Raw genomic sequence first — 25574 nt, 5'->3', positions numbered from 1 at the left:
GTGCTCTTTATCATTGATTATAAAAGAAGTTATCATGTGAATTAATTGTGTATAATTTGTGTTTTTCATGTGTATAACTTTTTTATATGTTAATATTTTGTACAAAATTAGATATAATATTTCTTTTATAAAACACCGTACTTGCATTTATTGTATAAAATTACAAAAATCAAAATTAATCGAGAGAAAAATGTTGAATATATCAAAAAAAAATGTTACCTCAGTTATTGCTTTTATTTTTATTATTGGTCTAATAATATTTTGTTGGAAAATATTTATTTCTAATAAAAAACTCGATCAAAAAGAATACCCTATTGCTATAAAATATGAAAAAATTATAAAAAATATCAATATAAAAAATATTCAAAGTTTAAATAAAGCAGAAAATTTTATTATAGAAAACCATAATATTTATGGAACTTTAACTGCTTTGTTTTTGTCAAAACAATATATTTTGTATAATAAATTAAACGAAGCATTGATTGTATTAAATAATAGTCTCAAATATACTCAAGAAGAAAATCTAAACATTATTTTAAAGTTAAATACAGCAAAAATAAAAATAGAACAAAATGAAAATCAACAAGCAATTAAAATACTTCAAGAAATTCAAAATCATAATTGGGATAATATTATTGAAAATATGAAAGGTGATGCATTTATGAATATCAATAATAAACAAGCCGCAATTAAATCTTGGGAAAAAGCGTTATTAATAGAGAATTCTAATGCATCTAAAGAAATTATTAATATGAAAATACATAATATAAAAGATGAAGATTAATAAATGCAAAAATATCATATTTTTAAAAATAATTTTTAAACAAGAGTATATAATTAAAATGATACCTATGATTGTACTAATTGGTCGTACGAATGTTGGAAAATCTACTATATTTAACATATTAACAAAAACAAAAAACGCATTAGTATCTAACCATCAAGGAATTACCAGAGATAGGCAATATGGTTCTATTGTATTAAAATACAATACTAAAGCAATCTTGATTGACACAGCAGGATTTGACATACAATCAAATGAAATAGAAATAGAAGCATACAAACAAACATTAAAAGCAATACAAGAATCAAATTTAATTTTATTTATTGTAGACGCTCATGCTGGATTAATGCCTCAAGAAAATGATATTGCAAAAAAAATAAGAAAATATCATAAAAAAACTATTTTAGTTATTAATAAAATTGATGGAGCAAATAGTATTCCGCATATAAATGAATTCTATATGTTAGGATTTAAAAATATTCAGCAAATTTCTGCTATTCATAATCGAGGAATAGATACTTTAAAGAATAAATATTTAATTCCATGGATAGAAAAAACATTTCAAAAACAACAATTTAATAATGAAATAATAAAAAAATTACCAATAAAAATAGCTTTTATTGGTAAACCAAATGTAGGGAAATCTACTCTAATTAATAAGATTTTAAATAAAAAAAGAATGATTACGTCTTATATAGCAGGCACAACAAGAGACAGCATATCTACAGAAATAAAGTATAATAATAAAAATTATCTTTTAATTGATACAGCAGGAGTATCTAAAAACAAACGTCGAACTAATATTATTGAAAAATTTTCAATTATTAAGACGTTTCAAACGATTGAACAATCAAATGTCGTATTATTAATAATAGATGCAAATGTTAAAATATGTCATCGCGATTTATCATTAGCTAATTTTATTATTAATACTGGAAAAGGTATTATAATTATTATCAATAAATGTGATTTATTAAATGCAATAGAGAAAAAAAAAATACACAAAATTATTGAGCAACAAATTAAATTTTTTCATTTTTTAAGAATACATTTTATATCTGCTTTAAATAATCAAGGAATTTTTGAAATATTTAATTCTATCTATGAATCATACCAAGCATCTCAAATAAAAATTAGTACATCTAAATTAACAAAAATTATGCATATGGCAACTAAAAAACACCAACCACCAATGATAAAAGGACAACAAATAAAATTAAAATATGCCCATTTAGGAAGTTCTAATCCACTAACAATTATTATACATGGTAATCGAGTAAAATATTTATCTTCATCATATAAAAAATATTTAATGAATTTATTTTATAATATTTTAAGAATAAAAGGCGCTCCCATTCAAATACAATTTAAAGAAAATGTAAATCCTTATATAAAAAAAAATACTAACTAATATTTCTCTGTAGTATAATTTAAATTATATAAAGGAATTTCTACTTCAATATCTACATCTCCAATAATAGCTTGGCAGCTTAAACGACTTTCAGATTCGAGGCCCCAAGCTTTATCTAAAATATCTTCTTCTTTTTCAGACCAACCTAATACAGATGCAAACCCTTTTCTGATAATACAATGACAAGTGCTGCATGCGCATGATTGTTCACATGCATGCTCTAATTTAATATTATTTCTTAAAGCAACATTTAATATTGTTTCTCCCTTATTTGCTTGCAATTTAGCACCTGTTGGTAAAATAATTTTATGCGGTAAAAATAAAACAATAGGCATTTATACATCCTCTTTTAAAATATTTTTGATAGATGAACAACGAATAGTATTTTTTAATTGCAATGAAAAAAAATTTATACTAGCTGCATCTAATTTTTTTAAATTTTCTTTAATAGCAAAAAAATCATCTTTTTCAATAGATTCTTTTAATTTTTCTTGAAAAAATTTTATTTTTTTCAATTCTTCAAAAGGTATTGAATGTTGATACTTTATTAAAGCGTTATTGACAATATTTAACACACGTAAAGATTCCATTTTTTTTTCTTCTTTTACTCTTAAGTAATAATCATCTTTCAAATGTTTTAAAGAATTTTTTATTATTTTGGTAGTATCAATTTTTGTTAATACAGTATTATTAATTTGTACTTTTTTTTCTTGATTACTATTTTTATCTAAAACAGAAATATTAATTAATCCATCTGTATTAACTTGAAATGTCACAGAAATACGAACTAAACCAGCTTTTTGAGGTATGATATTTTTTAAAACAAAACGAGATAATGAAATACAATCTTTTACTAATTCTCTTTCACCTTGAACCACGTGTATCAAAATAGATGTTTGATTATCTTTATATGTTGTAAATTCTTTTGTTTTTATAACAGGAAGAGTAGTATTGCGTAATATGATCTTTTCAACAAAACCTCCCATTACTTCAATACCTAATGAAAGAGGTATAACATCTAATAAAATTATTTTATTTTTAATATTATTATTAATCAACATATTAGCATGTAATGCTGCACCAATTGCTACAACTTGATCTGGATTAATATCGTTTAATAATTTTTTTTTAAAAAAATGAGCAACTTGATCATGTACCAATGGAACACGAGTTGATCCTCCTACCATTATTACTTCTGCTATTTTTTCAATAGATAAATTAATTTCTTCTAAAAGATCAGAACAAATGAATAATGTTTTTTGTACAAAAGATAAAATAATTGAATTAAATTCATCTCGTGTAATATATCCTTCCCAATTTAAAAAATTTACTTTAACTTTTTTGTATTCTGTTAATTTAATTTTTGTTAATTTAGCAATTTTTAATAATTTAGATTGCAAAATAATATTGTATTTATTTAATAAATTTGACTTTTTATAAATATAATTTGCTAATACATAATCAAAGTCATCACCACCTAAATGAGTATCACCACTAGATGCTAATACTTCAAACATTCCTTTATGTAACTTTAATATAGAAATATCAAAAGTACCACCACCTAAATCATAAACAAAAATAATTTCTTTTTTCTGTATCTGTAAATTATATGCAAACGCTGCCGCTGTCGGTTCATTTAATAATTTTATTAAATTTATTTTTGCTAAAATAGCTGCTCTTTGGGTTTCTTTTTTTTGAATATCATTAAAATACGCTGGAACTGTAATAACACTTGCATGTATTTCTTGATTAAATAAAAAAATAGCTCTTTCTTTTAAACTTTTTAATATCTCACTAGAAACATCAACAGGAGTAATACAACCTGAATCAGTACGAAAAAAAATACCTTTTTTTTCATTTTCTTCAATTAAATATGGTAAAATAGGAAAATTATTTTTAATAAAACTTAAAGAACGACCAAGTAAACGCTTGACAGAGCTGATAGTATTAGTAGGATCTTGAACAGTATCTTTTATCGCATCCCAACCTACTGTAATGGAATTTTTTTTATAATTTACAATAGATGGTAATAAATAGCGTTTTTTATCGTCTAGTAATAACGTTGCATTATTATTGATTACTGTAGCTACTAATGAATAAGTAGTTCCAAGATCAATACCTAATAATAATTTTTTTTCATGTTTTTTTTTCAAACAAACCATATACACATACCTTAATTATTTTTGTCTTAAAAATAAATTACGTTCTTTTTTTAAACTTAATTTTATTTTTTTTAAAAATAGTAATTTTTCTATTATAATAACAATTTTTTCATAATTCTCTTCTTTAAATTCCAGTTCAATATTTTTTTTACAAAACATAATTTTTTTATCTACTTTATCTAAAACACAATTCCAGTTTTTTATATTAAAACTATTTTTTTTTAAATTATCAATTTCTTCATATAAAGCAAAATATTTTACTAAAAAACGATTTTGATTTAATAAAACGCTTTCTGTATTTATTTTATATCCATATAAAGAAAGCAAATACATTGCTCTACTTAAAAAATCTTTTAATGTTTTATAACCTAAATTAAGTTCTATTGATTTTTTTAAAATTATTTCTTTTTTTAAAGATGTATAATTAATAAATAAATCAGGATGAAATTTTGATTGTAATGCATAAAAATTGTCAAATAATAATTTCTGATTAATTTCAAATTTTTTTGGTAAATTAAATAATGTAAAATAATCCATATTTCACCTATATTAAAATATATTATTATAATAATCATATGTTGAAAGAAAATATTCTTTCAACATGTAATTAAATATAATCATTTTAAAGATTTTTTACTTTTGTAATCAGCAATAGCAGCTTTAATTGCATCTTCGGCTAAAATAGAACAATGAATTTTTACTGGTGGCAATTCTAATTCTTCTACTATAGTTGTATTTCGAATTGATTCAGCTTCAATAATAGATTTACCTTTTACCCATTCTGTAACTAATGAGCTTGATGCTATAGCAGATCCACAACCATATGTTTTAAAGCACGCATCTTCTATAATACCTTTTTTGTTTACTTTAATTTGCAATTTCATCACATCACCACAAGCAGGAGCGCCAACTAAACCACTACCGACATTAGCGTCAGAACTAGAAAAAGAACCGACATTTCTTGGATTTTCATAATGATCCATTACTTTTTTACTATAAGCCATATAATTTTACCTTTATATTAATAAAATTTAACTATGATCCCATTCTATACTATTTAAATCAACTCCTGACTTAAACATTTCCCACAAAGGAGAAAGTTCCCGTAATTTATAAATAGAATTATGTACTAATTTAATTGTATGTATTATATCTTCTTGTGTTGTAAATCGACCTATTGAAAATCGAATAGAACTATGAGCTAATTCATCTTTGATTCCTAAAGATTTTAATACATAAGAAGGTTCTAAACTGGCAGATGTGCAAGCTGATCCTGAAGAAATAGCTAAATCTTTAAGGGCCATAATTAATGATTCACCTTCAACATAATTAAAACTTACATTTAATATATGTGGCACTCCTTGCTGTAAATCACTATTTAAATATACTTCTTCAATGTTTTTAATACCATTCCAAAGTAAATTTCTTAATTTTATTGTATAAACAAAATCATCATGTATTTTCTGCTTTGCTAGCATAAATGCTTCACCCATCCCTACAATTTGATGTACTGCAAGCGTACCTGAACGCATACCTCTCTCATGACCTCCTCCATGTATTAAAGGTAATAATCGAACACGAGGTTTACGACGTACATACAAACCTCCAATTCCTTTTGGTCCATAAACTTTATGAGCAGAAAAAGACATTAAATCTATATTAATTTTATTTAAATTAATAGGAATTTTTCCTATACTCTGAGTTGCATCTACATGAAAAAAAATATTGTAATTTTTACAAATTTTTGAGATGCTATTAATATCTTGTATAATACCAATTTCATTATTTACATGCATTATAGAAACAAGTATAGTATCTTTTTGAATACTATTTTTTAAATCATTTAAATCAATAATACCATTGTTTTTTGGTGTTAAATAAGTAACATTGAATCCTTTACTTTCAAGATATCTACAAGAATCTAAAACTGATTTGTGCTCTGTTTTACTTGTAATTATATGCTGACCTTTTTTTTTATGAAAAAAAGCTATACCTTTTATTGCTAAATTATTTGATTCTGTAGCTCCAGAGGTAAAAATAATTTCACGAGCATCTGCTGAAATTAATTCTGCTATTTGATTACGAGCAATATCTACTGCTTCTTCAGCATGCCAACCAAATTTATGAGAACGTGATGCAGCATTTCCAAATGTTCCATCTATTGTTAAGTAATTCATCATTTTTTTTGCAACTTGATACTCTACCGGAGTAGTTGCAGCATAATCTAAATATACTGGAAGTTTCATATAAAATATCTGCCTTTAATAAAATTTAAAATTTATATTCTATCATTTTATAAAAATATTAGATTTAAAAATTACTTTAAATCTGTTATTTTTAAATATCTTTAATAAGATACTAGACTTTTATTAACATTCAGAATATAATATTTTTAAATAATTTTAAAATTATTAGGGGCGTAGTTCAATTGGTAGAGCATCGGTCTCCAAAACCGAAAGTTGTAGGTTCAAATCCTTCCGCCCCTGAAATAATCTCACGTATTAAAAATTTTTAATAATCATTTTAATTTTTTTAAACGAATTAAATGTATTTAAAAAATATTAACATCACATTTTTCATTATATCAAAAATATAATTCCTCTTTTTATTTTCATTTAAAAACAATAATATCGAATTAATTAATTTTCAAAAGATTATAATTTAAAAATAATTATAATAAATTGAAATAAAATATTTTTTTAAGATTATCTTGTTTTTTGGAGTTCTTCTAAAATGATTCAATACCGTTCTTTTAAAACTACTCATGGTAGAAACATGTCTGGAGCAAGATCATTATGGAGAGCAACAGGCATGACTGATGAAGATTTTAAAAAACCAATTATTGCAATAGTAAATTCATTTTCTCAATTTGTTCCAGGCCATATTCATTTACAAGAAGTAGGAAAATTAATTTCTAATGAAATTCAAAAATGTGGAGGTGTCGCAAAAGAATTTAATACGATTGCAATCGATGATGGAATAGCTATGGGACATTCAGGCATGTTATATTCTTTGCCATCACGTGAATTGATTGCAGATTCAATAGAATATGTTATTAACGCTCATTGTGCTGATGCAATGATTTGCATCTCCAATTGTGACAAAATAACTCCAGGAATGCTTATGGCATCATTAAGACTAAATATACCATCAATTTTTGTATCAGGTGGACCCATGGAAGCAGGGAAAATTAAAAAAAATGATCAAATAATCAAAGTAGATTTAGTTGATGCTATCATACATGGAGGAAATAAATATGAATCAAGTAATATAATTAAAAATATTGAAATGTCTGCTTGTCCTACATGTGGCTCTTGTTCAGGTATGTTTACAGCAAATTCTATGAATTGTTTAACGGAAGCGCTAGGTTTGTCTTTGCCAGGAAATGGAACCCTATTAGCGACTCATATTGATCGTAAAAATTTATTTATTCAATCTGCAAAAATTATCGTGAAAATCACTGAAGAATATTATAAAAATGATAATGATAATGTTTTACCTAGAAATATTGCTAATCTAGCATCTTTTCAGAATGCAATGATGTTAGATATTGCAATGGGAGGATCAACGAATACTATTTTGCATCTATTAGCGGCAGCTCAAGAAGCAAAAATAAATTTTAAAATGTCAGATATTGACGTTCTCTCTAAAAAAATTCCTCATATTTGTAAAGTATCTCCAAGTACTACGAAATATCATGTTGAAGATGTTCATCGTGCAGGAGGAGTAATGGCAATTTTAAAGGAATTAAATAATGCCAATTTATTAAATAAAAATACAAAACATATTTTACAATTAAATTTAGAAGATATATTAAATCAATATGATATTTTTTCAACAAACAATTCTGATATAATTAATATGTTTAAAGCTGGACCAGGAGGTGTACGTACAATTAAACCATATTCTCAAGATTTTAGATGGGATAATTTAGATTATGATCGTAAAAATGGTTGTATTCGATCTTGTAACTATGCTTATAGTCAAGATGGAGGATTAGCAATTTTATATGGAAATTTAGCTAAAAATGGTTGTATTATCAAAACAGCTGGAATAAACAAAAGTAATTATATTTTTTCAGGAACTGCTAAAGTTTATGAAAGCCAAGAAGATGCTGTCAATGCTATTTTAAATAATGAGATAATTCCTGGAGATGTAATTGTTATTCGTTATGAAGGACCTAAAGGAGGTCCAGGAATGCAGGAAATGTTATATCCAACTACATATTTAAAATCTATGAAATTAGAAAAAAAATGCGCATTAATTACTGATGGTCGATTCTCAGGAGGTACATCGGGATTATCTATAGGTCATATTTCACCTGAAGCAGCAAATCAAGGTGTCATTGCTTTAGTTAAAAACAACGATATAATTCATATTAATATTTTAAATAGAACCATTCATTTAGATGTGACAAAAAAAGAATTATCTCATCGTATGATCCAAGAAAAATTACACGGATGTTTAGCTTATAAACCAAAAAATCGGAAAAGATACGTATCTGCAGCTTTAAAAACATATGCTTTTTTTTGTACTAGTGCTGATAAAGGAGCTGTAAGAGATTACAAAAAGTTATCTAATATTTAGATATATTCTTTGATCAATAGGAATTGTAATAATGAATTATTTTAATAAATTAAATTTTAGTCAAAAAATTAATCAAATAAAACAATGTCGTTTTATGAATCAACAAGAATTTAATAATAAAAATAATATTTTAAAAAATAAAAATATAGTGATTGTAGGTTGTGGAGCTCAAGGTTTAAATCAAGGACTGAATATGAGAGATGCTGGATTAAACATTTCCTTTGCACTAAAAAAAAATAGTATTCTAAGTAAAAATCAATCTTGGATTAATGCAAAAAAAAATAATTTTAAAGTAGATGATTATGAATCATTAATACCCAATGCTGATTTAGTTATTAATTTAACTCCTGATAAAGAACATCATAACGTCGTGAAAATTTTACAAGAATTAATGAAAAAAAATTCTTGTTTAGGTTATTCACATGGATTTAATATTGTAGAATTTGGAGAAAAAATTAGAAAAGATATTACTGTTATCATGGTAGCTCCTAAATGCCCTGGAACTGAAGTTCGAGAAGAATACATAAGAGGTTTTGGTGTACCTACATTAATTGCTGTACATAATGAAAATGATATCCATCAGATCGGTTTAGATATCGCAAAAGCATGGGCTTTTTCTATTGGATCACATCGAGCAGGAGTACTTGAATCATCTTTTGTAGCTGAAGTTAAATCAGATTTAATGGGAGAACAAACTATTTTATGCGGTATGCTACAAACTGCTTCATTATTATGTTATGAAAAATTAATTGCAAATAAATACGATGCTGCATATTCATCCAAACTAATACAATATGGATGGGAAGTTATCACAGAATCTTTAAAACATGGTGGTATCACCTTAATGATGGATCGATTGTCTAATGCATCTAAAATACGAGCTTATCAACTTTCTGAAGAAATTAAAGAAATATGCTCATCATTATTTCAAAAACATATGAATGATATTATTTCAGGAGACTTTTCTAGTGAAATGATGAAAGATTGGAAAAATAATGATGCAAAATTATTAAAATGGAGAAAAGAAACCAAAAATACAGCATTTGAACAAGCTCCTATATATAATAAAAAAATACCAGAACAAGAATATTATGATCATGGTATATTAATGGTTGCTATATTAAAAGCTGGAATTGAATTATCTTTTGAAACCATGCTTAATTCAGGTATTATTGAAGAATCAGCATATTATGAATCTTTGCATGAACTACCATTAATAGCTAATACTATTGCAAGAAAAAAATTATATGAAATGAATAAAGTAATTTCTGATACTGCAGAATATGGTAATTATCTTTTTTCTGCGTCAGCGTATCCAATTTTAAAAACATTTATGTCCAAAATTAATGCATCTGATCTTGGTTCAGAATTTTTAAATGAAAAAATTAATAATATTGAATTATATCAAATTAATGAAATGATTCGTAATCATCCTATAGAAATTGTTGGACGTAAGTTAAGAAGTTATATGACAAAAATGAAAGAAATTGCAGTTGCAAAATAAAAAATTTTTAAAATTATTGCAACATATTTATTAAATCAACTTTACTATTTTATATGTGCTTAAATATTATACAAAAAAGAGCTATTAAATATATAAATGGTCCCTGTTTAATATTAGCAGGGGCAGGATCTGGAAAAACAAAAGTTATTATTAATAAAATTATTTACTTAATTAATTGTGGTCAATATCAACCTCATAATATTGCAGCAATTACTTTTACTAATAAAGCTGCTGATGAAATGAGAGTTCGTTTATCAAAACATTTAAATTATTTAAAGATCAATCAGATTATTGTTTCTACATTTCATTCTTTAGGATTAAAAATTATTAAAAAAGAAATTCAAGAATTAAATTTAAAAAGTAATTTTACTCTGTTTGATGAAAAAGATCAGGTGCATTTAATAAAAAAAATATGTCAACAAGAAATTAAAAATAATATAAAATCATTAAAAAAAATTATATTTATGATTTCGCATTGGAAAAATAAATTTTTAACACCTGAACAAGTATATAAATCAACATTATCTCATGAAGAAAATTTTTTTGCATATGTTTATGAAAAATATAATAATTACCTTTCTGAAGCAAATATATTAGATTTTGATGATTTAATTTGTATACCTACACTATTATTAAAAAATAATACAATTGTACAAAATCGTTGGCAAAAAAAAATTACTTACTTATTAGTTGATGAATATCAAGACACGAATAATAGTCAATATGAATTAATTAAAATACTGACTCAATCTAATAAAAATTTTACATTAGTTGGAGATGATGACCAATCTATTTATACCTGGAGAGGCGCCAATCCAAAAAATATCAATTCGCTTATACAAGACTTTCCAAATTTAGAAATTATAAAAATGGAACATAATTATCGATCTTCAGGAAGAATACTAAACATCGCTAATTGTCTAATTGCCAATAACACCCATTTTTTAGAAAAAAAATTGTTTTCTCAATTACAGTATGGTAATTATATCAAGGTTCTAACAGGGAGAAATGAAGAACAAGAAGCTGAAAAAATTGTTGAAACAATGATAACACAAAATATTAAAAATAATACAAAATATGAAGATTATGCTATTTTATATAGAAATAATTATCAATCTCGTATTCTTGAAAAAATTTTAATAAAAAAAAATATTCCATACTATATTTCTGAAAAATCATCGTTTTTTTTCCGTCCTGAAATCAAATATCTATTGAGTTATTTACGACTGATTATTAATAATAATGATAACGATTCATTTATGCGAATTATAAATATTCCTTCACGTAAAATTGGTAAAATTACACTAAAAAAATTAGAAGACAAAGCCAACGAAACAAAACAAAGCCTTTTTCAAGTTAGTGAAAATTTAGAAATTAATAGTTTTTTAGCACAAAATACTATTAACAAAATAAAAAAATTTATTTTAAAAATTAAAAAATTTACTAAAAAATCTTTTTTAAAAGAATATAATATTATTGATTATATTATCAATGATACTCATTATGAAAAATGGATCTTTAAAACGTTTAAAGAATCGAATAAAATTGAAAATAGCATAAATAACATTCATACTTTATCAAAATGGTTTCAAAATATGATTGAAGGAAATATATTCGAAAAACCTATGAATTTATCACAAATTGTTGAACGAATGACTATTCGTGACTTGACAAATCAAAATACAAAAGATAAAAAAAATAATCAAGTGCAATTAATGACTTTACATGCTTCTAAAGGATTAGAATTTTCTTCAGTGTTTATTATAGGCATGTGTGAAGGAATTCTTCCAAATCAAAAAAGTATTGATAAAAATAATCTAGAAGAAGAAAGACGATTAACCTATGTTGGAATCACAAGAGCAAAAAAACAATTGTTTTTTACTTACTCACAAACATATCAAAAATATGGACAAAAAATGGATATGTTGCCCAGTAGATTTTTATTTGAATTACCTCATGAAGATTTAAAATGGGATCAGAAATGTGTTTTAAATACATCTATTGATCAAATAGAAAAGAGCAAATATAGAATATTGAATTTAAAAAAAATAATTGCAAAATAAAAATAATGTAACATAATAAATAAAATCAATAAATAAAATTATTATAAATAAATTTTTTAAATTTAGTTTTAAAAAAGTTATGAACAATGATAGAATATAATTCTTATTATAAAATTGTAAATTATATTAATCAAATAATTTTTTATTATCGAGTAAAATACTTATATGAATACAATAATTGAACTCACGGAACATAATTTTACAGAACAAGTCTTACAATCAAAAAATTTTTTTTTAGTTGATTTTTGGGCTCCATGGTGTAATCCCTGTAAAATTTTAGCTCCTATTTTAGAAGAAATAGCAATAGAGTATTCCAGTATTTCTATTGGAAAAGTAAATATTGAAAAATATTCTAATATTGCTCCAACATATTCAATTAGAAGTATCCCTACACTATTGTTATTTTATAAAAGTGAAGTTTTAGCTACTAAAATTGGTGCAATTTCTAAAATACAACTTAAAGAATTTTTAGATGAACATATAAAAAAAATGTCTACAACATAATGTCATATAAAATAAATATATTAAAAAAAATTTAATTTCTTTTTAAATTTTTCTATAGACTTTAAATTTATATCATAAATTTTTTTATTTCTAAGATTTACCCCGATTTTACTAAGAACCCACCATTATGAACCTTACTGCACTTAAAAATATGCCAGTTTCTGAATTAATTATTCTTGGTGAAAAAATGGGGTTAGAAAATTTAGCGCGTATGCGTAAACAAGATATTATTTTTGCTATTCTTAAACAACATGCAAAAAGTGGAGAAGATATATTTGGAGATGGTGTTTTAGAAATACTTCAAGATGGATTCGGATTTTTGCGTTCTGCAGATAGTTCTTATTTAGCTGGTCCTGATGATATTTATGTTTCACCAAGTCAAATACGTAGATTTAATTTACGCACCGGTGATACTATTTCTGGAAAAATTAGACCACCTAAAGAAGGAGAAAGATATTTCGCTTTACTTAAAGTCAATGAAGTGAATTATGATAAACCAGAAAATGCAAGAAGCAAAATATTATTTGAAAATCTAACACCATTACATGCTAATTCTAGATTAAGAATGGAGCGTGGCAACGGATCAACTGAAGATTTAACAGCAAGAGTTTTAGATTTAGCTTCACCAATTGGAAGAGGGCAAAGAGGATTAATTGTTGCTCCTCCGAAAGCAGGGAAAACAATATTATTACAAAATATTGCTCAAAGTATTGCATATAACCATCCAGATTGCGTCTTAATGGTTTTGCTTATTGACGAAAGACCAGAAGAAGTTACTGAAATGCAGAGATTAGTTAAAGGCGAAGTAGTGGCATCTACTTTTGATGAACCAGCGTCTAGACATGTACAAGTAGCGGAAATGGTCATTGAAAAAGCTAAAAGATTAGTAGAACATAAAAAAGATGTAATTATTTTACTTGATTCTATTACTCGTTTAGCACGTGCTTATAATACTGTTGTGCCTGCATCTGGAAAAGTTTTAACAGGAGGAGTAGATGCCAACGCTTTACATCGTCCAAAAAGATTTTTTGGTGCTGCACGTAATGTGGAAGAAGGAGGAAGTTTAACCATTATTGCAACTGCACTAATAGATACTGGTTCTAAGATGGATGAAGTAATTTATGAAGAATTCAAAGGTACAGGTAATATGGAACTTCCTTTGTCTAGAAAAATTGCGGAAAAACGTGTTTTTCCAGCAATTGATTATAATCGATCAGGAACTAGAAAAGAAGAATTATTAACTTTACCAGATGAGCTGCAAAAAATGTGGATTTTAAGAAAAATTATTCATCCTATGAGCGAAATAGATGCAATGGAATTTTTACTAAATAAACTTTCGATGACTAAAACTAATGATGAATTTTTTGATATGATGAAGCGTTCATAAATTTTAATGAATTGAATGCACATTTATTATATTTTTAAAATAAAATATTTTGTTAATTTTTTTTATATTTTTTATTATAAACTTAAATACAAGAATAAATAACTATTTATGCAAATAAAATAAAAATTTTTATAAAAAAAACTGGACAATAAAGATGATTGACTCTAAAATCTAATTATATTGTTATCTATGCGCTCGTAGCTCATCTGGATAGAGCACTATCTTCCGAAGGTAGAGGTGTCAGGTTCAAATCCTGTCGAGCGCACTGTTTTTATTTTTTATAAAAAAAATATACTTATTAAAAATATTTGGTGGCTATAGCTCAGTTGGTAGAGCTCTGGATTGTGATTCCAGTGGTCATGGGTTCAAATCCCATTAGCCACCCCAAAAAAAATACGGCGAATAGCGCAGCTTGGTAGCGCAACTGGTTTGGGACCAGTAGGTCAGAGGTTCAAATCCTCTTTCGCCGACCAACAAATTAATTGATTTTTTTGATTTTTTTGAAGATTTTGAATAATTTTTAATAAAAAATCATTATTAGCATAAGGTAAAACTATTATTTTTTTCCAACCTAATTTTTTAGCTAATGCAAATAATCTTTTACCTAAAACAAATATTATACATGTTAGTAACCATTTCTCTTGATTGTGTTTGAAAATAATTTTATTTAATTGTTGTAATGTTAAAGAATTAGTGATAATAAATGTATTTATATTATATTGATGCCATTTTTTTATTTCTTTTGCACTATCAAAACTTTTTAAAACTCTTTTATAACATTCAATTAAATAAATATTAAAACCTTGAATTGTTAATTTTTTTTGAATAAAATTTCGTCCATTCTCTCCTTGCAATAAAATAATTTTATCTTTTTTAGTTATATTTTGATATAAAATATTTAATAATTCTTCACTATTTTCTTCTTTTTTAGGAAAGAAAATTGTTTTTACGTATTTACTTAACAAATCAGCTGTATTTTGACCGATAGCGTAATATTTAACATGATTAGGCCATTGTAAATTATTTTTTTTTAAATATAAGTTTGTATAATAAATAGACATTTTAGAAAATACAAGAATAATATCTGATTCATATAATTTAATTTGTCTTTTCAGTAAGCTATTTTTACTTAAACTAGGTAAAAAATTAAAAAAAGAAAAATGCCAAGATTGTATATTCAATTTATTTAAATTATTAACTAATTCCTCTCCTGATGGAGAAGGTCGCATAACCAATATTTTCATATATATAAAGAATTATTGTTATAAATATTATTCAAAATATTTTTGGCTCCATTATCTAGCAATTCATTAGCGAGTGAATGTCCCATTTTTTCTCCCGTATTATACCATCCTATTCTTTCACCTCTCAATACGATTTCACCATTAGGTGAGCCTATTAATCCTCTTAACCAAATTTTATTTTTTTTTAAAATCGCATAACTACCAATTGGAATTTGACAACCTGATTCAAGTTTTCTACAAAATGCTCTTTCTGTATTAATTTCAATAACAGTATTTTTATGATTTAATTGTGATAAAAAAAATAAAAATTTTTTATCATGTAATCGAGACTGAATACCAATCGCTCCTTGACCGCATGAAGGGAGAGATAATTCCGCAGGTATAACTTGAGCGATTCTATTTTTTAATCTTAATCTATTTAAACCTTCAGTAGCAAGGATAATGGCATCATATTGTCCTTTATCTAATTTAGCTATTCTAGTTTCTATATTACCTCGTAAAGGAGATACAATTAAGTCTGGACGATATGTAATTAATTGAGATTGTCTCCTTAAGCTAGAAGTACCGACTATTGCTCCTTTAGGTAATTGATTAATTGATTGATAATTATTAGATACTAATGCATCTAAAGCATTACCTCTTTTGCATATACTAACTAAGCATAGTTCTTTTGTAATATTGACAGGCAGGTCTTTCATTGAATGAATGGCAATATCTGCTTTATCTTCAAGAAGAGCATATTCTAATTCTTTAATAAATAAACCTTTACCTCCTATTTTTGAGAGAGACTTATTTAAAATATTGTCTCCATGGGTAACAATAGGGACTAATTTAATATTAATTTCTGGACATAAAGATAATATTTTTTTTTGTACATATTTAGTTTGTTCTAAAGCTAAAGGGCTTTTTCTAGTTGCAATTCTTAAAGTTTTATTTTGCATATTACTATTCATATTTAGATACATTTTAAATTGTATAAATAAATATCTTTTTATAACATAAAAATAATTTTATATTTTTATAAATTTTATATACAAAGATTATGATTTATTTTTTATAAGTATTACATTTTTTTAGATTGTATAAAAAAAGCATTTTCAAATATTTCCCAAAAATTTTTATTAGTACGGTTACATATCCATTGATTATTAATATAATTAAAATGATATCCATTGATTGTTGTAGCTAACCAAACTTGTCTTAATATCTCTTGTTTATTAATAATAATTAAATTATTTTTTGAAAAGCTAATAGTCATTACATAATCTTGAATCGTATAATCTAAATCCATTTCATTTTCATATAATTTTAAATTATCTTCAATCTGAAAAAATAACTTGTTTACTAAAAAATAAAAATTATTTTCTTTCAAAATGTTTGTTTTTTTCATTTTTACAGTACCTTTCATTAATTAATATATAACATATTAAATTATATATTATAAAATAATCAAATTTATATAATAGATATCATGTTATATTTTATATATTATCTTAAAAATTAATTTTTATTATTGGAAAAAAAATGAATTTATATTATCAAAATAAAAAAAAAATAAATTTTTCTAAAATGCATGGATTAGGTAATGATTTTATGGTTATTAATTGTATTAAAGAAAATTTTATTTTATCATCAACATTAATAAAAAAATTTTCTCATCGGCATACTGGCATTGGTTTTGATCAATTGTTAATTATAGAAAAATCATATAACCCTTTATTTGATTTTCATTATCGAATTTTTAATTCCAATGGAAATGAAGTTGAACAATGTGGAAATGGTGCACGATGTGTTGGATATTTTTTATTATTAAAAAATTTAACTAATAAAAAAAAAATCTCTGTTAGCACTAAAACAGGAAATTTGATTATTGAATTTTTATCTAATAATTTAGTTCAAGTGAATATGCAAGAACCTGTTTTTAAATTAACACATTTTAATATATCTAAAAATATTTTACAAAAAAATTTTTCAATAAATTTGTTAAATTTAACTTGCAGCCTTGTATCTATTGGTAATCCACATTGTATTTTAAAAGTACAAAACATACAACATGCTCCTGTAAATATTATTGGAAAACAAATTGAAAGTAATCCTCTATTTTTATCAAAAATTAATGTAGGTTTTATGGAAATTGTTAATAAAAAGTATATTAAATATAGAGTATATGAACGTGATGTAGGTGAAACTTATGCTTGTGGAAGCGGAGCTTGTGCTGCTGTAGCAGTAGGTATAATAAAAAATGATTTATCAAATACAGTTAAAGTGAGATTATTAGGTGGAAATTTAATTATAAAATGGCAAGGTGTTGGATATCCTTTATATATGATAGGACCTGCAAGTCATATTTATGATGGTTTCATATATATATAAAATTATTTATTATTAAAAATGAGGCTATATTTTGATTTTATTAAAAAATAAAAAAGAATCTTTAAAAAAAGAATATATAAAAAAGAATACAAAAGAATTTAATCAAGTTATTCTGGCTCTTTTTTCAGGTGGTTTTGCCACTTTTTCTATTTTATATTGTGTACAATCAATATTACCAGTGTTTTCTAAACAATTTTCTCTAACTCCTGCAGAAAGCAGTTTATCGTTATCTTCAGCAACTATTACAATGTCTTTAGGAATGTTATTTACTGGTTTAGTATCAGATGTAATTGGTAGAAAACTAATTATGTCAGCTTCTTTATTGACAGCAGCTATATTAACAATTATTTGTTCGATGATGAATAGTTGGATGAGTATTGTTTTATTACGTTCATTAACTGGTTTAGCATTAAGTGGTGTAGTTGCAGTTGCTATGACATATATTAGTGAAGAAATTCATCCTAATTCTTTATCGTTATGTATGGGTTTATATATTAGCGGAAATACTATAGGAGGTTGTTCAGGAAGAGTATTAAGTAGTATGTTATCAGAACAATTTTCGTGGAATATTGCTTTGATGATTATTGGTTGTATTGCTTTAATATCTTCTTTATCTTTTTTATATTTTCTACCTCCTTCTAAAAATTTTTTATCTGCATCTATTAACTTTCCTAAATTTTTAAACCATTTTTATTATCAATTAAAAAATCCGGGATTATTTATTTTATTTTTAATCGGATTCATACTGATGGGTAGTTTTGTCACGATTTTTAATTATATTGGTTATCGTTTAATTTTAGAGCCATTTTTTCTTTGTCAATCTAGTATAGGATTAGTATCTATTCTTTATTTGACAGGAGTGTATAGCTCTCCTAAAGCAGGTATTTTAATGAATAAATATGATAAGAATAATATTCTTATTGTTTCATTATTATTAATGATTATAGGTGTATTTATTACACAGTTTAACGAATTATTTATAATTCTTTTTGGTCTAATAATATTTTCTGGTGGTTTTTTTGCATCTCATTCTACTGCTAGCAGTTGGATTGGATCATATAGTAATATTTCTAAAATTCAAGCTACATCGTTATATTTATTTTTTTATTATCTTGGTTCTAGTATGTTTGGTACATTCGGTGGATTCTTTTGGTTTTATATGAAATGGCCTGGTATTTCTAGTTTTATTATAATAATGTTATGTCTTGGAGTATTTTTATCTTTTCAATTAAAGAAAAATAATTATTAAAATATATATTTTTCTTTTCTAAAATATATTTTTTTTAGATACTAAAATGTTTGTTACATTTATTTAAAATGGCTTAAAAATTATGCTAGATTTATTTTTTTGTTTTATTATGAATCATAATTTATTAATTTTTTTAGCTTTATTTTTTGTTTTATTTTATGAAGCTATTAATGGTTTTCATGATACAGCAAATTCAGTATCAACATTAATATATACACGAGCAATGTCTGCACGTATTGCTGTAATTATGTCTGGAGTATTTAATTTTCTAGGTGTGTTATTTGGAGGTTTAACTGTTGCTTATGCAATTGTTCATTTATTACCTAATGATTTAGTATTTAACACTACATCCACCAATTCTCTTTATATGATTTTTTCAATCTTATTAGCTGCAATAATTTGGAATTTATTAACTTGGTATTTTTGTTTGCCTGCTTCTAGTTCACATGCATTAATTGGGGCAATTATTGGAGTCGGTTTAACACATGCAATGATTGTACATGCATCTTTATTATATGCCTTCAATTTGCCTAAAATTATTAGTGTAGTTATATCATTAATTTTATCACCTATTATTGGATTGATTATAGCTGGTAGTTTAATTTTTTTATTAAGATATTATTTAAATAATAATACAAGATTTTATCGAATTCATATGACTCCTTTAGAGAGAGAAAAAATAGACGGTAAAACAAAGCCTCCATTTTTAATTAAAATAGCATTAATTTTATCTTCAATTGGGGTCAGTTATGCACATGGAGCTAATGACGGACAAAAGGGTATTGGATTAATTATGCTTGTGTTAATTGGTATTGCTCCATCTACTTTTTTAGTTGATTTACATGCTGATAAAAATGACATTATTGCTACAAAAAATGCATTGGAAAATTTAGAAAAATATTATTTTCAAAAAAAAATTAATACATTAAGTACACAATATCATCAAAAAAAACTAAATCAATTAATTATTAAAAATATTATTAGTACTAAATTATTATTAAAAAACATATTAGATTATAATATGTTAAATGTTAAACAAAGATTTCAATTACGTCATGTATTATTAATTATTGCGAATACAATTGATCAAACTAAAAATTCTTCTGAAATAACAGATTTAAAAGATCAATATTTTTTAATTAAAAATCAAAAAATAATACTTAAAACAATTGAATATGCCCCAACTTGGATCATATTAATTATTGCTTTATCTTTATCTATAGGCACTATGATAGGATGGAAAAGAATAGTTATAACTATTGGTGAAAAAATAGGAAAAAAAAGAATGACATATGCTCAAGCTATGTCTGCTCAAATTACTACTTCCGTTTCTATTGGCATTGCAAGTTACACAGGTATACCAGTTTCTACAACACATATTCTATCGTCTTCTGTAGCAGGTACGATGTTAATTGATGGTAATGGAATTCAATTAAATACAATTAAACATATTGGTTTGGCATGGTTGTTAACTCTACCTGTTTCAATTTTATTATCAGGGTTATTATATTGGGTTACATTATCAGTAATATAAAATATTTTTATGTATATATCTAATATCTATCATGAAACATTATAAATATCTAGAGAGTACATATAAATTATGTACTCTCAATTTATTTAAAAAGGTAAATATATATCAAAACGATGATGTTTAGTTTTAATAAAAAAATTAATTTTATCTTTTGATAAAGGCTGAGCATAAGATGGTCTTTTTACAATAATCCGATTTTTTGCTAATTTTTTAGACATGTATAAAATATATTCATAATCATCATCATGATGACCAATTAAAAATCTTAATATTTGCATATTTTTTTTTGGTAAAGATTTATTTTTAACAATAGGATACATAGGATCTATATAAATAATATCTGGTTTAAAAATAGAAGATTTCAAAATATTCATACTATCATTGATAATTAAATGCAATCTTTTTTTTAACCAAAAACCTATTTTAATATTTTTATATGCTCTGTATAAACCATCTGTTAATAATGCTGCAATTACTGGATTACGTTCTATCATTAAAACCTGACAACCTAAAAAAGAAAATATAAAAGCATCATTTCCTAATCCTGCAGTTAAATCTAATATAAAAGGTGTATACGATTGTTTCATCCCTACTACTTTATATAAAGCTTCATGTTTTTTTTTAAAATTTAAACATCGATAATTATTTTTTTTTGAATTAAAATCAACTTTAATAGATTTTTGATAAATATTGTTTCGATTATATAATTCTAATGAGTCATGAGTAGCTAATAATCCAATAGAAGAATTCGGATCATGTTCTAATTTAAATAATTTAATTATATGTAGTATTCTTTTATCATAGCATTCAAAATTTAAATATATTTTCATATTTTTATCTATTTAGATTTGTAAATTAATAATTGACTTTTAAGAAAAAATAATTAAAATGTAAATTAATAATTTTTTTTATATGTTTTAATTGAATAAAATAATTCTATAAAATATATTAAAATTAATTAATAACAAGGAAAATATTATGTTATCTAATTTGTCATCTACAAATATAATTAATACAAAATATAATGACATAGAAATTTACAAAGATACTGTAAAAACTATGTTAAAATTAAAAAAAAATATAAATCAGTTAAAAAAAATTAATAATTATTCTGAAAATGATTTGAGTATTGAAGATAATATTATGATTTTAAAGAATCAAAAAAAAATAAATCATTTAGAAAATTCATTTGCGGAATCTTTAATATTATTAAGTATAATAAAAAAAGAATTAGAAAAAAATATCTTAAAAAAATATAACATAGAAAATATAGCACGTGAAATAATAGAAGAAGAAAATCATACTAAACAAAAAATTGATACAATAGAAAAAACACATAAAAATATCGACAGTTATATGAATATAATAAGTAAAAATTATTATAAACAAATTCTTCAAGAAGATGATCAAAAAGTAATTATGAAAAAAAAATTTTAAATCAATTTGAATTAAGTCAATTTGCATTAAGTCAATTTGCTCAAAAAATAAAATCATTTCATAATAAATTTTCACATTTAAACATTGCAAATAAAAATAACAATTTTTTTAATAAAGCAAAAAATCAGGTAGTCAATGCTTATCAAATAATTAAAGAAAAATCTATTAATTTATTTGATAATGTAATTTTAAAATATTTTCTTTATCCATTTAATAATTATCAAGCAAAAAAACATAAAAAAAATACATCTTTAATGCCTTTATCTGTATATATAAAAAATCTTAAAAAAACCATTGAATCTTCTAAAGTTTTTATAAAATCGATTATTGAACACGTTAGATATACAGGTAAAATAAAAATTATTAATCAATCAAATGAGAATCCTACTCATTTTCAATATCAGAGTTCATTTCCTGATCTTGCGAATACTATTATTACTAAATCGAATAATAAAAATATAAATGATTATTATCCATTAGATAGATTTGATGAAAACTTTGATCTAGAAAAAAGAAAAAAAATTTTACAAAAAGATAGTAATTTTAAAAATAGAATGAATGAAAGTATTCAAAAATCTTATTATAATGATTTTTTTCATGAATATAAATGGAAAGTGTCAGATCAATTACATTCTCTGCATAATATTTTATTTACAATTCAAAAATTTCAAGAAAAATATGCATATTTAAAGTTATCGCATAAGTTAGAAGAAAGTTTTATGATTGATACACATCCATTTATTATAATGATCAATGATCATATTATTCCTATTGATTCATATAAAAAAATGATGCAAGATTTTAAAAATATTATACCTAATATTGACAATCAAATATTAATTTCTACTTATGCAAATGAAAAATTTTTACGTCAAGCATATTTGCAATTTGTATCTGAACATCCAGAAATTAATCAATATAAATTTAGTAATTCAAAAAATACTTATAATATTCATTATTTAAATGATGGTTCAATTAAGTTAGTTGCTACTCATGTAGCTGACTTAGATGTTCAAAATAATCAGCCGATAAAAACAAAATATAAATCTTGTGGCGTACGTGCAACTATAATAATTACTCCAAATCATGAACCAATTATGAAATATTCATATTTTATAATATAAAAACATAAAATTTTTTCTATTTTAAAATGGTAGGATTATACATCCTACCATTTTAGTTTAATGAATTATGATGAACTTATGAGAGATATTTTTTATGTAGTTTTTTCAATAATGCGGTATAAACTTCTTTAGGTAGATACGGTTTGACATTACCATTATATTTTGCAATTTCTTTAACAAATGATGAAGATATAAATGATACTTCCTTAGATGATAATAAAAATATACTATCTAATTCAGGATAAATTTGTTTATTTATTTCTGCTAATTTTATTTCATAATCAAAATCAAATATTGTTCGAACACCTCGAATTAAAATATTAGATTTTTCTATTTTAGCTAAATTAGCTAATAAATCGTTAAAACCAAGTACTTTTTTTATATTTTTAATATGCAATGTTGCTTTTTTAGTTAATTGAATACGTTCTTTTAAGTTAAAAATAGGTTTTTTTTCTTTATTTTTAGAGATAGCAATAATTATATTATCAAATATTTTTGTTGCACGTATTATAATGTCTAAATGACCATAGGTAATTGGATCAAATGTTCCTGGATAAATTGCAGTTTTATTCATATGTTTCTATTCATTTATTCATACAATTCAAAAAAATAGATATAAAATATTTAAAAATTTATATAGTATTTTATTAAAAATTTAATTAAAAAATAAAAATTATTTCGAATATTAATTTTTTTTCAAAATATCAACAACAATATATACTATATTTAAATAGTAATTTATATAGATTATATTTTGATTGGAATGGATAATTATAAATAAAAAAATAATATATAGATAGATACAAAATAATAAATTTTTATTATAGAATATTATATGAAATATTAATGAGATGAGAGATGAGTAGATATACTATAAATATATTCTGCAACTTTAACAATGAATTTTATGGAATATATTTTTAAAAAAATAATAAATATATTCAAAATAAATACTAGTAAATTGCATTTTATTATAAAAATTTCATGATTTTATTATTTTATAATATATATAACTTAATTTGAAAAAAGAAATATTTTTTATTCTTTAATAATGTATAAATTAATTATTGTAGATTGAAATAGTAAATATGTTTATATTTTTTAAAATTTTTAATTATTTTTATAAAAGTACAGAATAAATCGTTTATTCTAATTTTATATGACAATTAATCATAAAACTATTTTATTAATACAAATATAATACTATATTAAATTATTTTTTTATTATTTGATTTGTTAAGATGTTAATAGAGTTAAATAAATTAATTATTTTGACTATAAATATTATATTAACAAAATCATAATATATTTGTTAAATCTTGTAATAAAAATATAAAAATATTACCAATAATGTTCTAAAGTAATATGACCTTGTCTACGACGTAAATGTTTTTTCATATTTCTATTATTTTTTAAAAATTCACATGTATCTTTAATCATAAATGGATTACCACATAACATCACATGTGAAGTATGAGAGTCTATTGTTAAACCGATATGTTGTTCCAAAATATTATTTTTTAATAATAAAGGAATTCTTCCTGTTAAAGAATGATTATTTTTTTCTTGACTGGTGATAGTTTGAATTTTAAGTTTTCCGTTATATTTCTTTTGCAGTTCTTTCATTAATGGTAAATACGTTAATTCATATTGATATCGTACTGCATGTATTAAAATAATATTATTAAATCTATCAATATTTTTACCGGTCTTTAAAATGGAACAATAAGGCCCTATAGCAGTTCCAGTAGCAAACATCCATAAATTATCACAACTTGGTATTTCATCAATAATAAAAAAACCAAATGACTTTTTTTTAATAAAAATATTGTCACCATTTTTTAGATTGTATAATATATTACTCATTTTCCCATCTTTAACACGAACGATATAAATTTCTATATTCTTTTCTTGAGGTGAATTAACATATGAGTACGCTCTTTGGATTCTACAATAGTTAGTGCTAGTATGATTATATATAGACAATTTGTTAAATTGTCCAGCTTGAAAAGGTTCAATATCAGCATTTAAAATTAGACTAAATAAGTTGTTAGTCCATTTTTTAACCGCTAAAACATTAGCAATAATCCATGGATTCATTATCTGTTCTCAATTATTTTTTATTAAAAATACAATCATTGCACTTTATTTGATTAAATACAATGATTGTTGATATTAAAAAAATACATGAAAATTTTTATATATTTTAAA

The 25574-nt window shown here is 23.7% G+C and carries 23 protein-coding genes and 4 tRNA genes; 16 read left to right on the top strand and 11 right to left on the bottom strand.

Annotation, left to right across the window (positions count from 1 at the left end; genetic code table 11):
* Nucleotides 1-190: 190 nt before the first annotated feature.
* Both GUU85_RS02880 and der read left to right on the top strand, forming a co-directional pair.
* On the top strand, nt 191-784 hold the full coding sequence (locus tag GUU85_RS02880; protein WP_163119756.1) for a tetratricopeptide repeat protein: 594 nt from the start codon (nt 191-193) through the stop codon (nt 782-784).
* 58 nt (nt 785-842) lie between these two features.
* Nucleotides 843-2195: a ribosome biogenesis GTPase Der gene (gene der, locus GUU85_RS02875; RefSeq protein WP_163119754.1), complete on the top strand. Its 1353-nt coding sequence runs from the start codon at nt 843-845 to the stop codon at nt 2193-2195.
* Here der and fdx read toward each other — a convergent pair.
* The 5 genes from fdx to GUU85_RS02850 all read right to left on the bottom strand — a co-directional run bounded on the left by fdx (nt 2192) and on the right by GUU85_RS02850 (nt 6603).
* The gene (fdx, locus tag GUU85_RS02870) at nt 2192-2530 is read right to left on the bottom strand and encodes an ISC system 2Fe-2S type ferredoxin (RefSeq protein ID WP_163119752.1); all 339 of its coding nucleotides are present in this window, start codon (nt 2528-2530) and stop codon (nt 2192-2194) included. The genes der and fdx overlap by 4 nt on opposite strands.
* Nucleotides 2531-4357, bottom strand: coding sequence for a Fe-S protein assembly chaperone HscA (gene hscA / locus GUU85_RS02865; protein WP_163119750.1), 1827 nt, complete (start codon nt 4355-4357; stop codon nt 2531-2533).
* Nucleotides 4358-4372: 15 nt separating this feature from the next.
* Complete coding sequence (gene hscB / locus GUU85_RS02860; RefSeq protein WP_163119748.1) at nt 4373-4894, bottom strand: Fe-S protein assembly co-chaperone HscB; 522 nt, start codon at nt 4892-4894, stop codon at nt 4373-4375.
* A gap of 80 nt (nt 4895-4974) precedes the next feature.
* Nucleotides 4975-5361 carry a Fe-S cluster assembly scaffold IscU gene (gene iscU, locus GUU85_RS02855; RefSeq protein ID WP_163119746.1) on the bottom strand — a complete coding sequence of 129 codons (387 nt, stop codon included), beginning with the start codon at nt 5359-5361 and terminating at the stop codon, nt 4975-4977.
* 27 nt (nt 5362-5388) lie between these two features.
* The gene (locus tag GUU85_RS02850) at nt 5389-6603 is read right to left on the bottom strand and encodes an IscS subfamily cysteine desulfurase (protein ID WP_163119744.1); all 1215 of its coding nucleotides are present in this window, start codon (nt 6601-6603) and stop codon (nt 5389-5391) included.
* Nucleotides 6604-6770: 167 nt separating this feature from the next.
* Here GUU85_RS02850 and GUU85_RS02845 point away from each other — a divergent pair.
* The 9 genes from GUU85_RS02845 to GUU85_RS02805 all read left to right on the top strand — a co-directional run bounded on the left by GUU85_RS02845 (nt 6771) and on the right by GUU85_RS02805 (nt 14875).
* A tRNA-Trp gene (locus tag GUU85_RS02845) sits at nt 6771-6843 on the top strand.
* A 247-nt stretch (nt 6844-7090) separates the two neighbouring features.
* Nucleotides 7091-8944, top strand: coding sequence for a dihydroxy-acid dehydratase (ilvD, locus tag GUU85_RS02840; protein ID WP_163119742.1), 1854 nt, complete (start codon nt 7091-7093; stop codon nt 8942-8944).
* A 31-nt stretch (nt 8945-8975) separates the two neighbouring features.
* On the top strand, nt 8976-10448 hold the full coding sequence (ilvC, locus tag GUU85_RS02835) for a ketol-acid reductoisomerase (protein ID WP_163119741.1): 1473 nt from the start codon (nt 8976-8978) through the stop codon (nt 10446-10448).
* A 53-nt stretch (nt 10449-10501) separates the two neighbouring features.
* Nucleotides 10502-12511 (top strand): UvrD-helicase domain-containing protein, encoded by a 2010-nt coding sequence (locus GUU85_RS02830; protein WP_163119739.1) that lies wholly within the window; start codon nt 10502-10504, stop codon nt 12509-12511.
* A gap of 165 nt (nt 12512-12676) precedes the next feature.
* Complete coding sequence (trxA, locus tag GUU85_RS02825) at nt 12677-13015, top strand: thioredoxin (protein WP_163119737.1); 339 nt, start codon at nt 12677-12679, stop codon at nt 13013-13015.
* 127 nt (nt 13016-13142) lie between these two features.
* The gene (rho, locus tag GUU85_RS02820) at nt 13143-14402 is read left to right on the top strand and encodes a transcription termination factor Rho (RefSeq protein ID WP_163119735.1); all 1260 of its coding nucleotides are present in this window, start codon (nt 13143-13145) and stop codon (nt 14400-14402) included.
* A gap of 191 nt (nt 14403-14593) precedes the next feature.
* A tRNA-Arg gene (locus GUU85_RS02815) sits at nt 14594-14667 on the top strand.
* A gap of 46 nt (nt 14668-14713) precedes the next feature.
* A tRNA-His gene (locus GUU85_RS02810) sits at nt 14714-14789 on the top strand.
* Between the two features lie 9 nt (nt 14790-14798).
* A tRNA-Pro gene (locus GUU85_RS02805) sits at nt 14799-14875 on the top strand.
* Here GUU85_RS02805 and GUU85_RS02800 read toward each other — a convergent pair.
* The 3 genes from GUU85_RS02800 to cyaY all read right to left on the bottom strand — a co-directional run bounded on the left by GUU85_RS02800 (nt 14846) and on the right by cyaY (nt 17036).
* A complete protein-coding gene (locus tag GUU85_RS02800) occupies nt 14846-15631 on the bottom strand; it encodes a uroporphyrinogen-III synthase (protein WP_163119733.1) in 786 nt (261 codons plus the stop codon). The genes GUU85_RS02805 and GUU85_RS02800 overlap by 30 nt on opposite strands.
* An 11-nt stretch (nt 15632-15642) precedes the next feature.
* Nucleotides 15643-16587 (bottom strand): hydroxymethylbilane synthase, encoded by a 945-nt coding sequence (hemC, locus tag GUU85_RS02795; RefSeq protein WP_163119731.1) that lies wholly within the window; start codon nt 16585-16587, stop codon nt 15643-15645.
* A 122-nt stretch (nt 16588-16709) separates the two neighbouring features.
* On the bottom strand, nt 16710-17036 hold the full coding sequence (gene cyaY / locus GUU85_RS02790; protein ID WP_163119729.1) for an iron donor protein CyaY: 327 nt from the start codon (nt 17034-17036) through the stop codon (nt 16710-16712).
* 164 nt (nt 17037-17200) lie between these two features.
* Between cyaY and dapF the strand changes: the two genes are divergently transcribed.
* The 3 genes from dapF (at nt 17201) to GUU85_RS02775 (ending at nt 20802) form a co-directional block, all read left to right on the top strand.
* A complete protein-coding gene (gene dapF, locus GUU85_RS02785) occupies nt 17201-18019 on the top strand; it encodes a diaminopimelate epimerase (RefSeq protein ID WP_254056374.1) in 819 nt (272 codons plus the stop codon).
* 31 nt (nt 18020-18050) lie between these two features.
* Nucleotides 18051-19268, top strand: a complete 1218-nt coding sequence (locus GUU85_RS02780) for an MFS transporter (RefSeq protein ID WP_163119725.1) — start codon at nt 18051-18053, stop codon at nt 19266-19268.
* An 82-nt stretch (nt 19269-19350) separates the two neighbouring features.
* The gene (locus tag GUU85_RS02775) at nt 19351-20802 is read left to right on the top strand and encodes an inorganic phosphate transporter (RefSeq protein ID WP_163119723.1); all 1452 of its coding nucleotides are present in this window, start codon (nt 19351-19353) and stop codon (nt 20800-20802) included.
* A gap of 86 nt (nt 20803-20888) precedes the next feature.
* Here the strand turns inward: GUU85_RS02775 and GUU85_RS02770 are convergent, their stop codons facing one another.
* Nucleotides 20889-21632: a class I SAM-dependent methyltransferase gene (locus tag GUU85_RS02770; RefSeq protein WP_163119721.1), complete on the bottom strand. Its 744-nt coding sequence runs from the start codon at nt 21630-21632 to the stop codon at nt 20889-20891.
* A gap of 148 nt (nt 21633-21780) precedes the next feature.
* Here GUU85_RS02770 and GUU85_RS02765 point away from each other — a divergent pair, with 148 nt between their 5' ends.
* Nucleotides 21781-22239 (top strand): hypothetical protein, encoded by a 459-nt coding sequence (locus GUU85_RS02765; protein ID WP_163119719.1) that lies wholly within the window; start codon nt 21781-21783, stop codon nt 22237-22239.
* 254 nt (nt 22240-22493) lie between these two features.
* The gene (locus GUU85_RS02760; protein ID WP_254056357.1) at nt 22494-23363 is read left to right on the top strand and encodes a hypothetical protein; all 870 of its coding nucleotides are present in this window, start codon (nt 22494-22496) and stop codon (nt 23361-23363) included.
* Between the two features lie 76 nt (nt 23364-23439).
* Here GUU85_RS02760 and coaD read toward each other — a convergent pair whose 3' ends face one another.
* Together coaD and GUU85_RS02750 are read right to left on the bottom strand one after the other, a co-directional pair.
* Nucleotides 23440-23937: a pantetheine-phosphate adenylyltransferase gene (coaD, locus tag GUU85_RS02755; protein WP_163119717.1), complete on the bottom strand. Its 498-nt coding sequence runs from the start codon at nt 23935-23937 to the stop codon at nt 23440-23442.
* Nucleotides 23938-24704: 767 nt separating this feature from the next.
* Nucleotides 24705-25463 carry an FAD-binding oxidoreductase gene (locus GUU85_RS02750; RefSeq protein WP_163119715.1) on the bottom strand — a complete coding sequence of 253 codons (759 nt, stop codon included), beginning with the start codon at nt 25461-25463 and terminating at the stop codon, nt 24705-24707.
* Nucleotides 25464-25574: the final 111 nt, after the last annotated feature.

This window comes from Buchnera aphidicola (Uroleucon sonchi), assembly GCF_011035165.1.
In the GTDB taxonomy this organism is placed as follows: Bacteria; Pseudomonadota; Gammaproteobacteria; order Enterobacterales; family Enterobacteriaceae; genus Buchnera; species Buchnera aphidicola_BE.
The sequence above is the reverse complement of the archived record's forward strand: the minus strand, read 5'-3'. Positions and strand labels throughout refer to the sequence as shown.

Coding starts and splice junctions, on each gene's coding strand:
- GUU85_RS02880 (WP_163119756.1), top strand. CDS start 191: ATGTTGAATATATCAAAAAAAAATGTTACCTCAGTTATTGCTTTTATT.
- der (WP_163119754.1), top strand. CDS start 843: ATGATACCTATGATTGTACTAATTGGTCGTACGAATGTTGGAAAATCT.
- fdx (WP_163119752.1), bottom strand. CDS start 2,530: ATGCCTATTGTTTTATTTTTACCGCATAAAATTATTTTACCAACAGGT.
- hscA (WP_163119750.1), bottom strand. CDS start 4,357: ATGGTTTGTTTGAAAAAAAAACATGAAAAAAAATTATTATTAGGTATT.
- hscB (WP_163119748.1), bottom strand. CDS start 4,894: ATGGATTATTTTACATTATTTAATTTACCAAAAAAATTTGAAATTAAT.
- iscU (WP_163119746.1), bottom strand. CDS start 5,361: ATGGCTTATAGTAAAAAAGTAATGGATCATTATGAAAATCCAAGAAAT.
- GUU85_RS02850 (WP_163119744.1), bottom strand. CDS start 6,603: ATGAAACTTCCAGTATATTTAGATTATGCTGCAACTACTCCGGTAGAG.
- ilvD (WP_163119742.1), top strand. CDS start 7,091: ATGATTCAATACCGTTCTTTTAAAACTACTCATGGTAGAAACATGTCT.
- ilvC (WP_163119741.1), top strand. CDS start 8,976: ATGAATTATTTTAATAAATTAAATTTTAGTCAAAAAATTAATCAAATA.
- GUU85_RS02830 (WP_163119739.1), top strand. CDS start 10,502: ATGTGCTTAAATATTATACAAAAAAGAGCTATTAAATATATAAATGGT.
- trxA (WP_163119737.1), top strand. CDS start 12,677: ATGAATACAATAATTGAACTCACGGAACATAATTTTACAGAACAAGTC.
- rho (WP_163119735.1), top strand. CDS start 13,143: ATGAACCTTACTGCACTTAAAAATATGCCAGTTTCTGAATTAATTATT.
- GUU85_RS02800 (WP_163119733.1), bottom strand. CDS start 15,631: ATGCGACCTTCTCCATCAGGAGAGGAATTAGTTAATAATTTAAATAAA.
- hemC (WP_163119731.1), bottom strand. CDS start 16,587: ATGCAAAATAAAACTTTAAGAATTGCAACTAGAAAAAGCCCTTTAGCT.
- cyaY (WP_163119729.1), bottom strand. CDS start 17,036: ATGAAAAAAACAAACATTTTGAAAGAAAATAATTTTTATTTTTTAGTA.
- GUU85_RS02775 (WP_163119723.1), top strand. CDS start 19,351: ATGCTAGATTTATTTTTTTGTTTTATTATGAATCATAATTTATTAATT.
- GUU85_RS02770 (WP_163119721.1), bottom strand. CDS start 21,632: ATGAAAATATATTTAAATTTTGAATGCTATGATAAAAGAATACTACAT.
- GUU85_RS02765 (WP_163119719.1), top strand. CDS start 21,781: ATGTTATCTAATTTGTCATCTACAAATATAATTAATACAAAATATAAT.
- GUU85_RS02760 (WP_254056357.1), top strand. CDS start 22,494: ATGCCTTTATCTGTATATATAAAAAATCTTAAAAAAACCATTGAATCT.
- coaD (WP_163119717.1), bottom strand. CDS start 23,937: ATGAATAAAACTGCAATTTATCCAGGAACATTTGATCCAATTACCTAT.
- GUU85_RS02750 (WP_163119715.1), bottom strand. CDS start 25,463: ATGAATCCATGGATTATTGCTAATGTTTTAGCGGTTAAAAAATGGACT.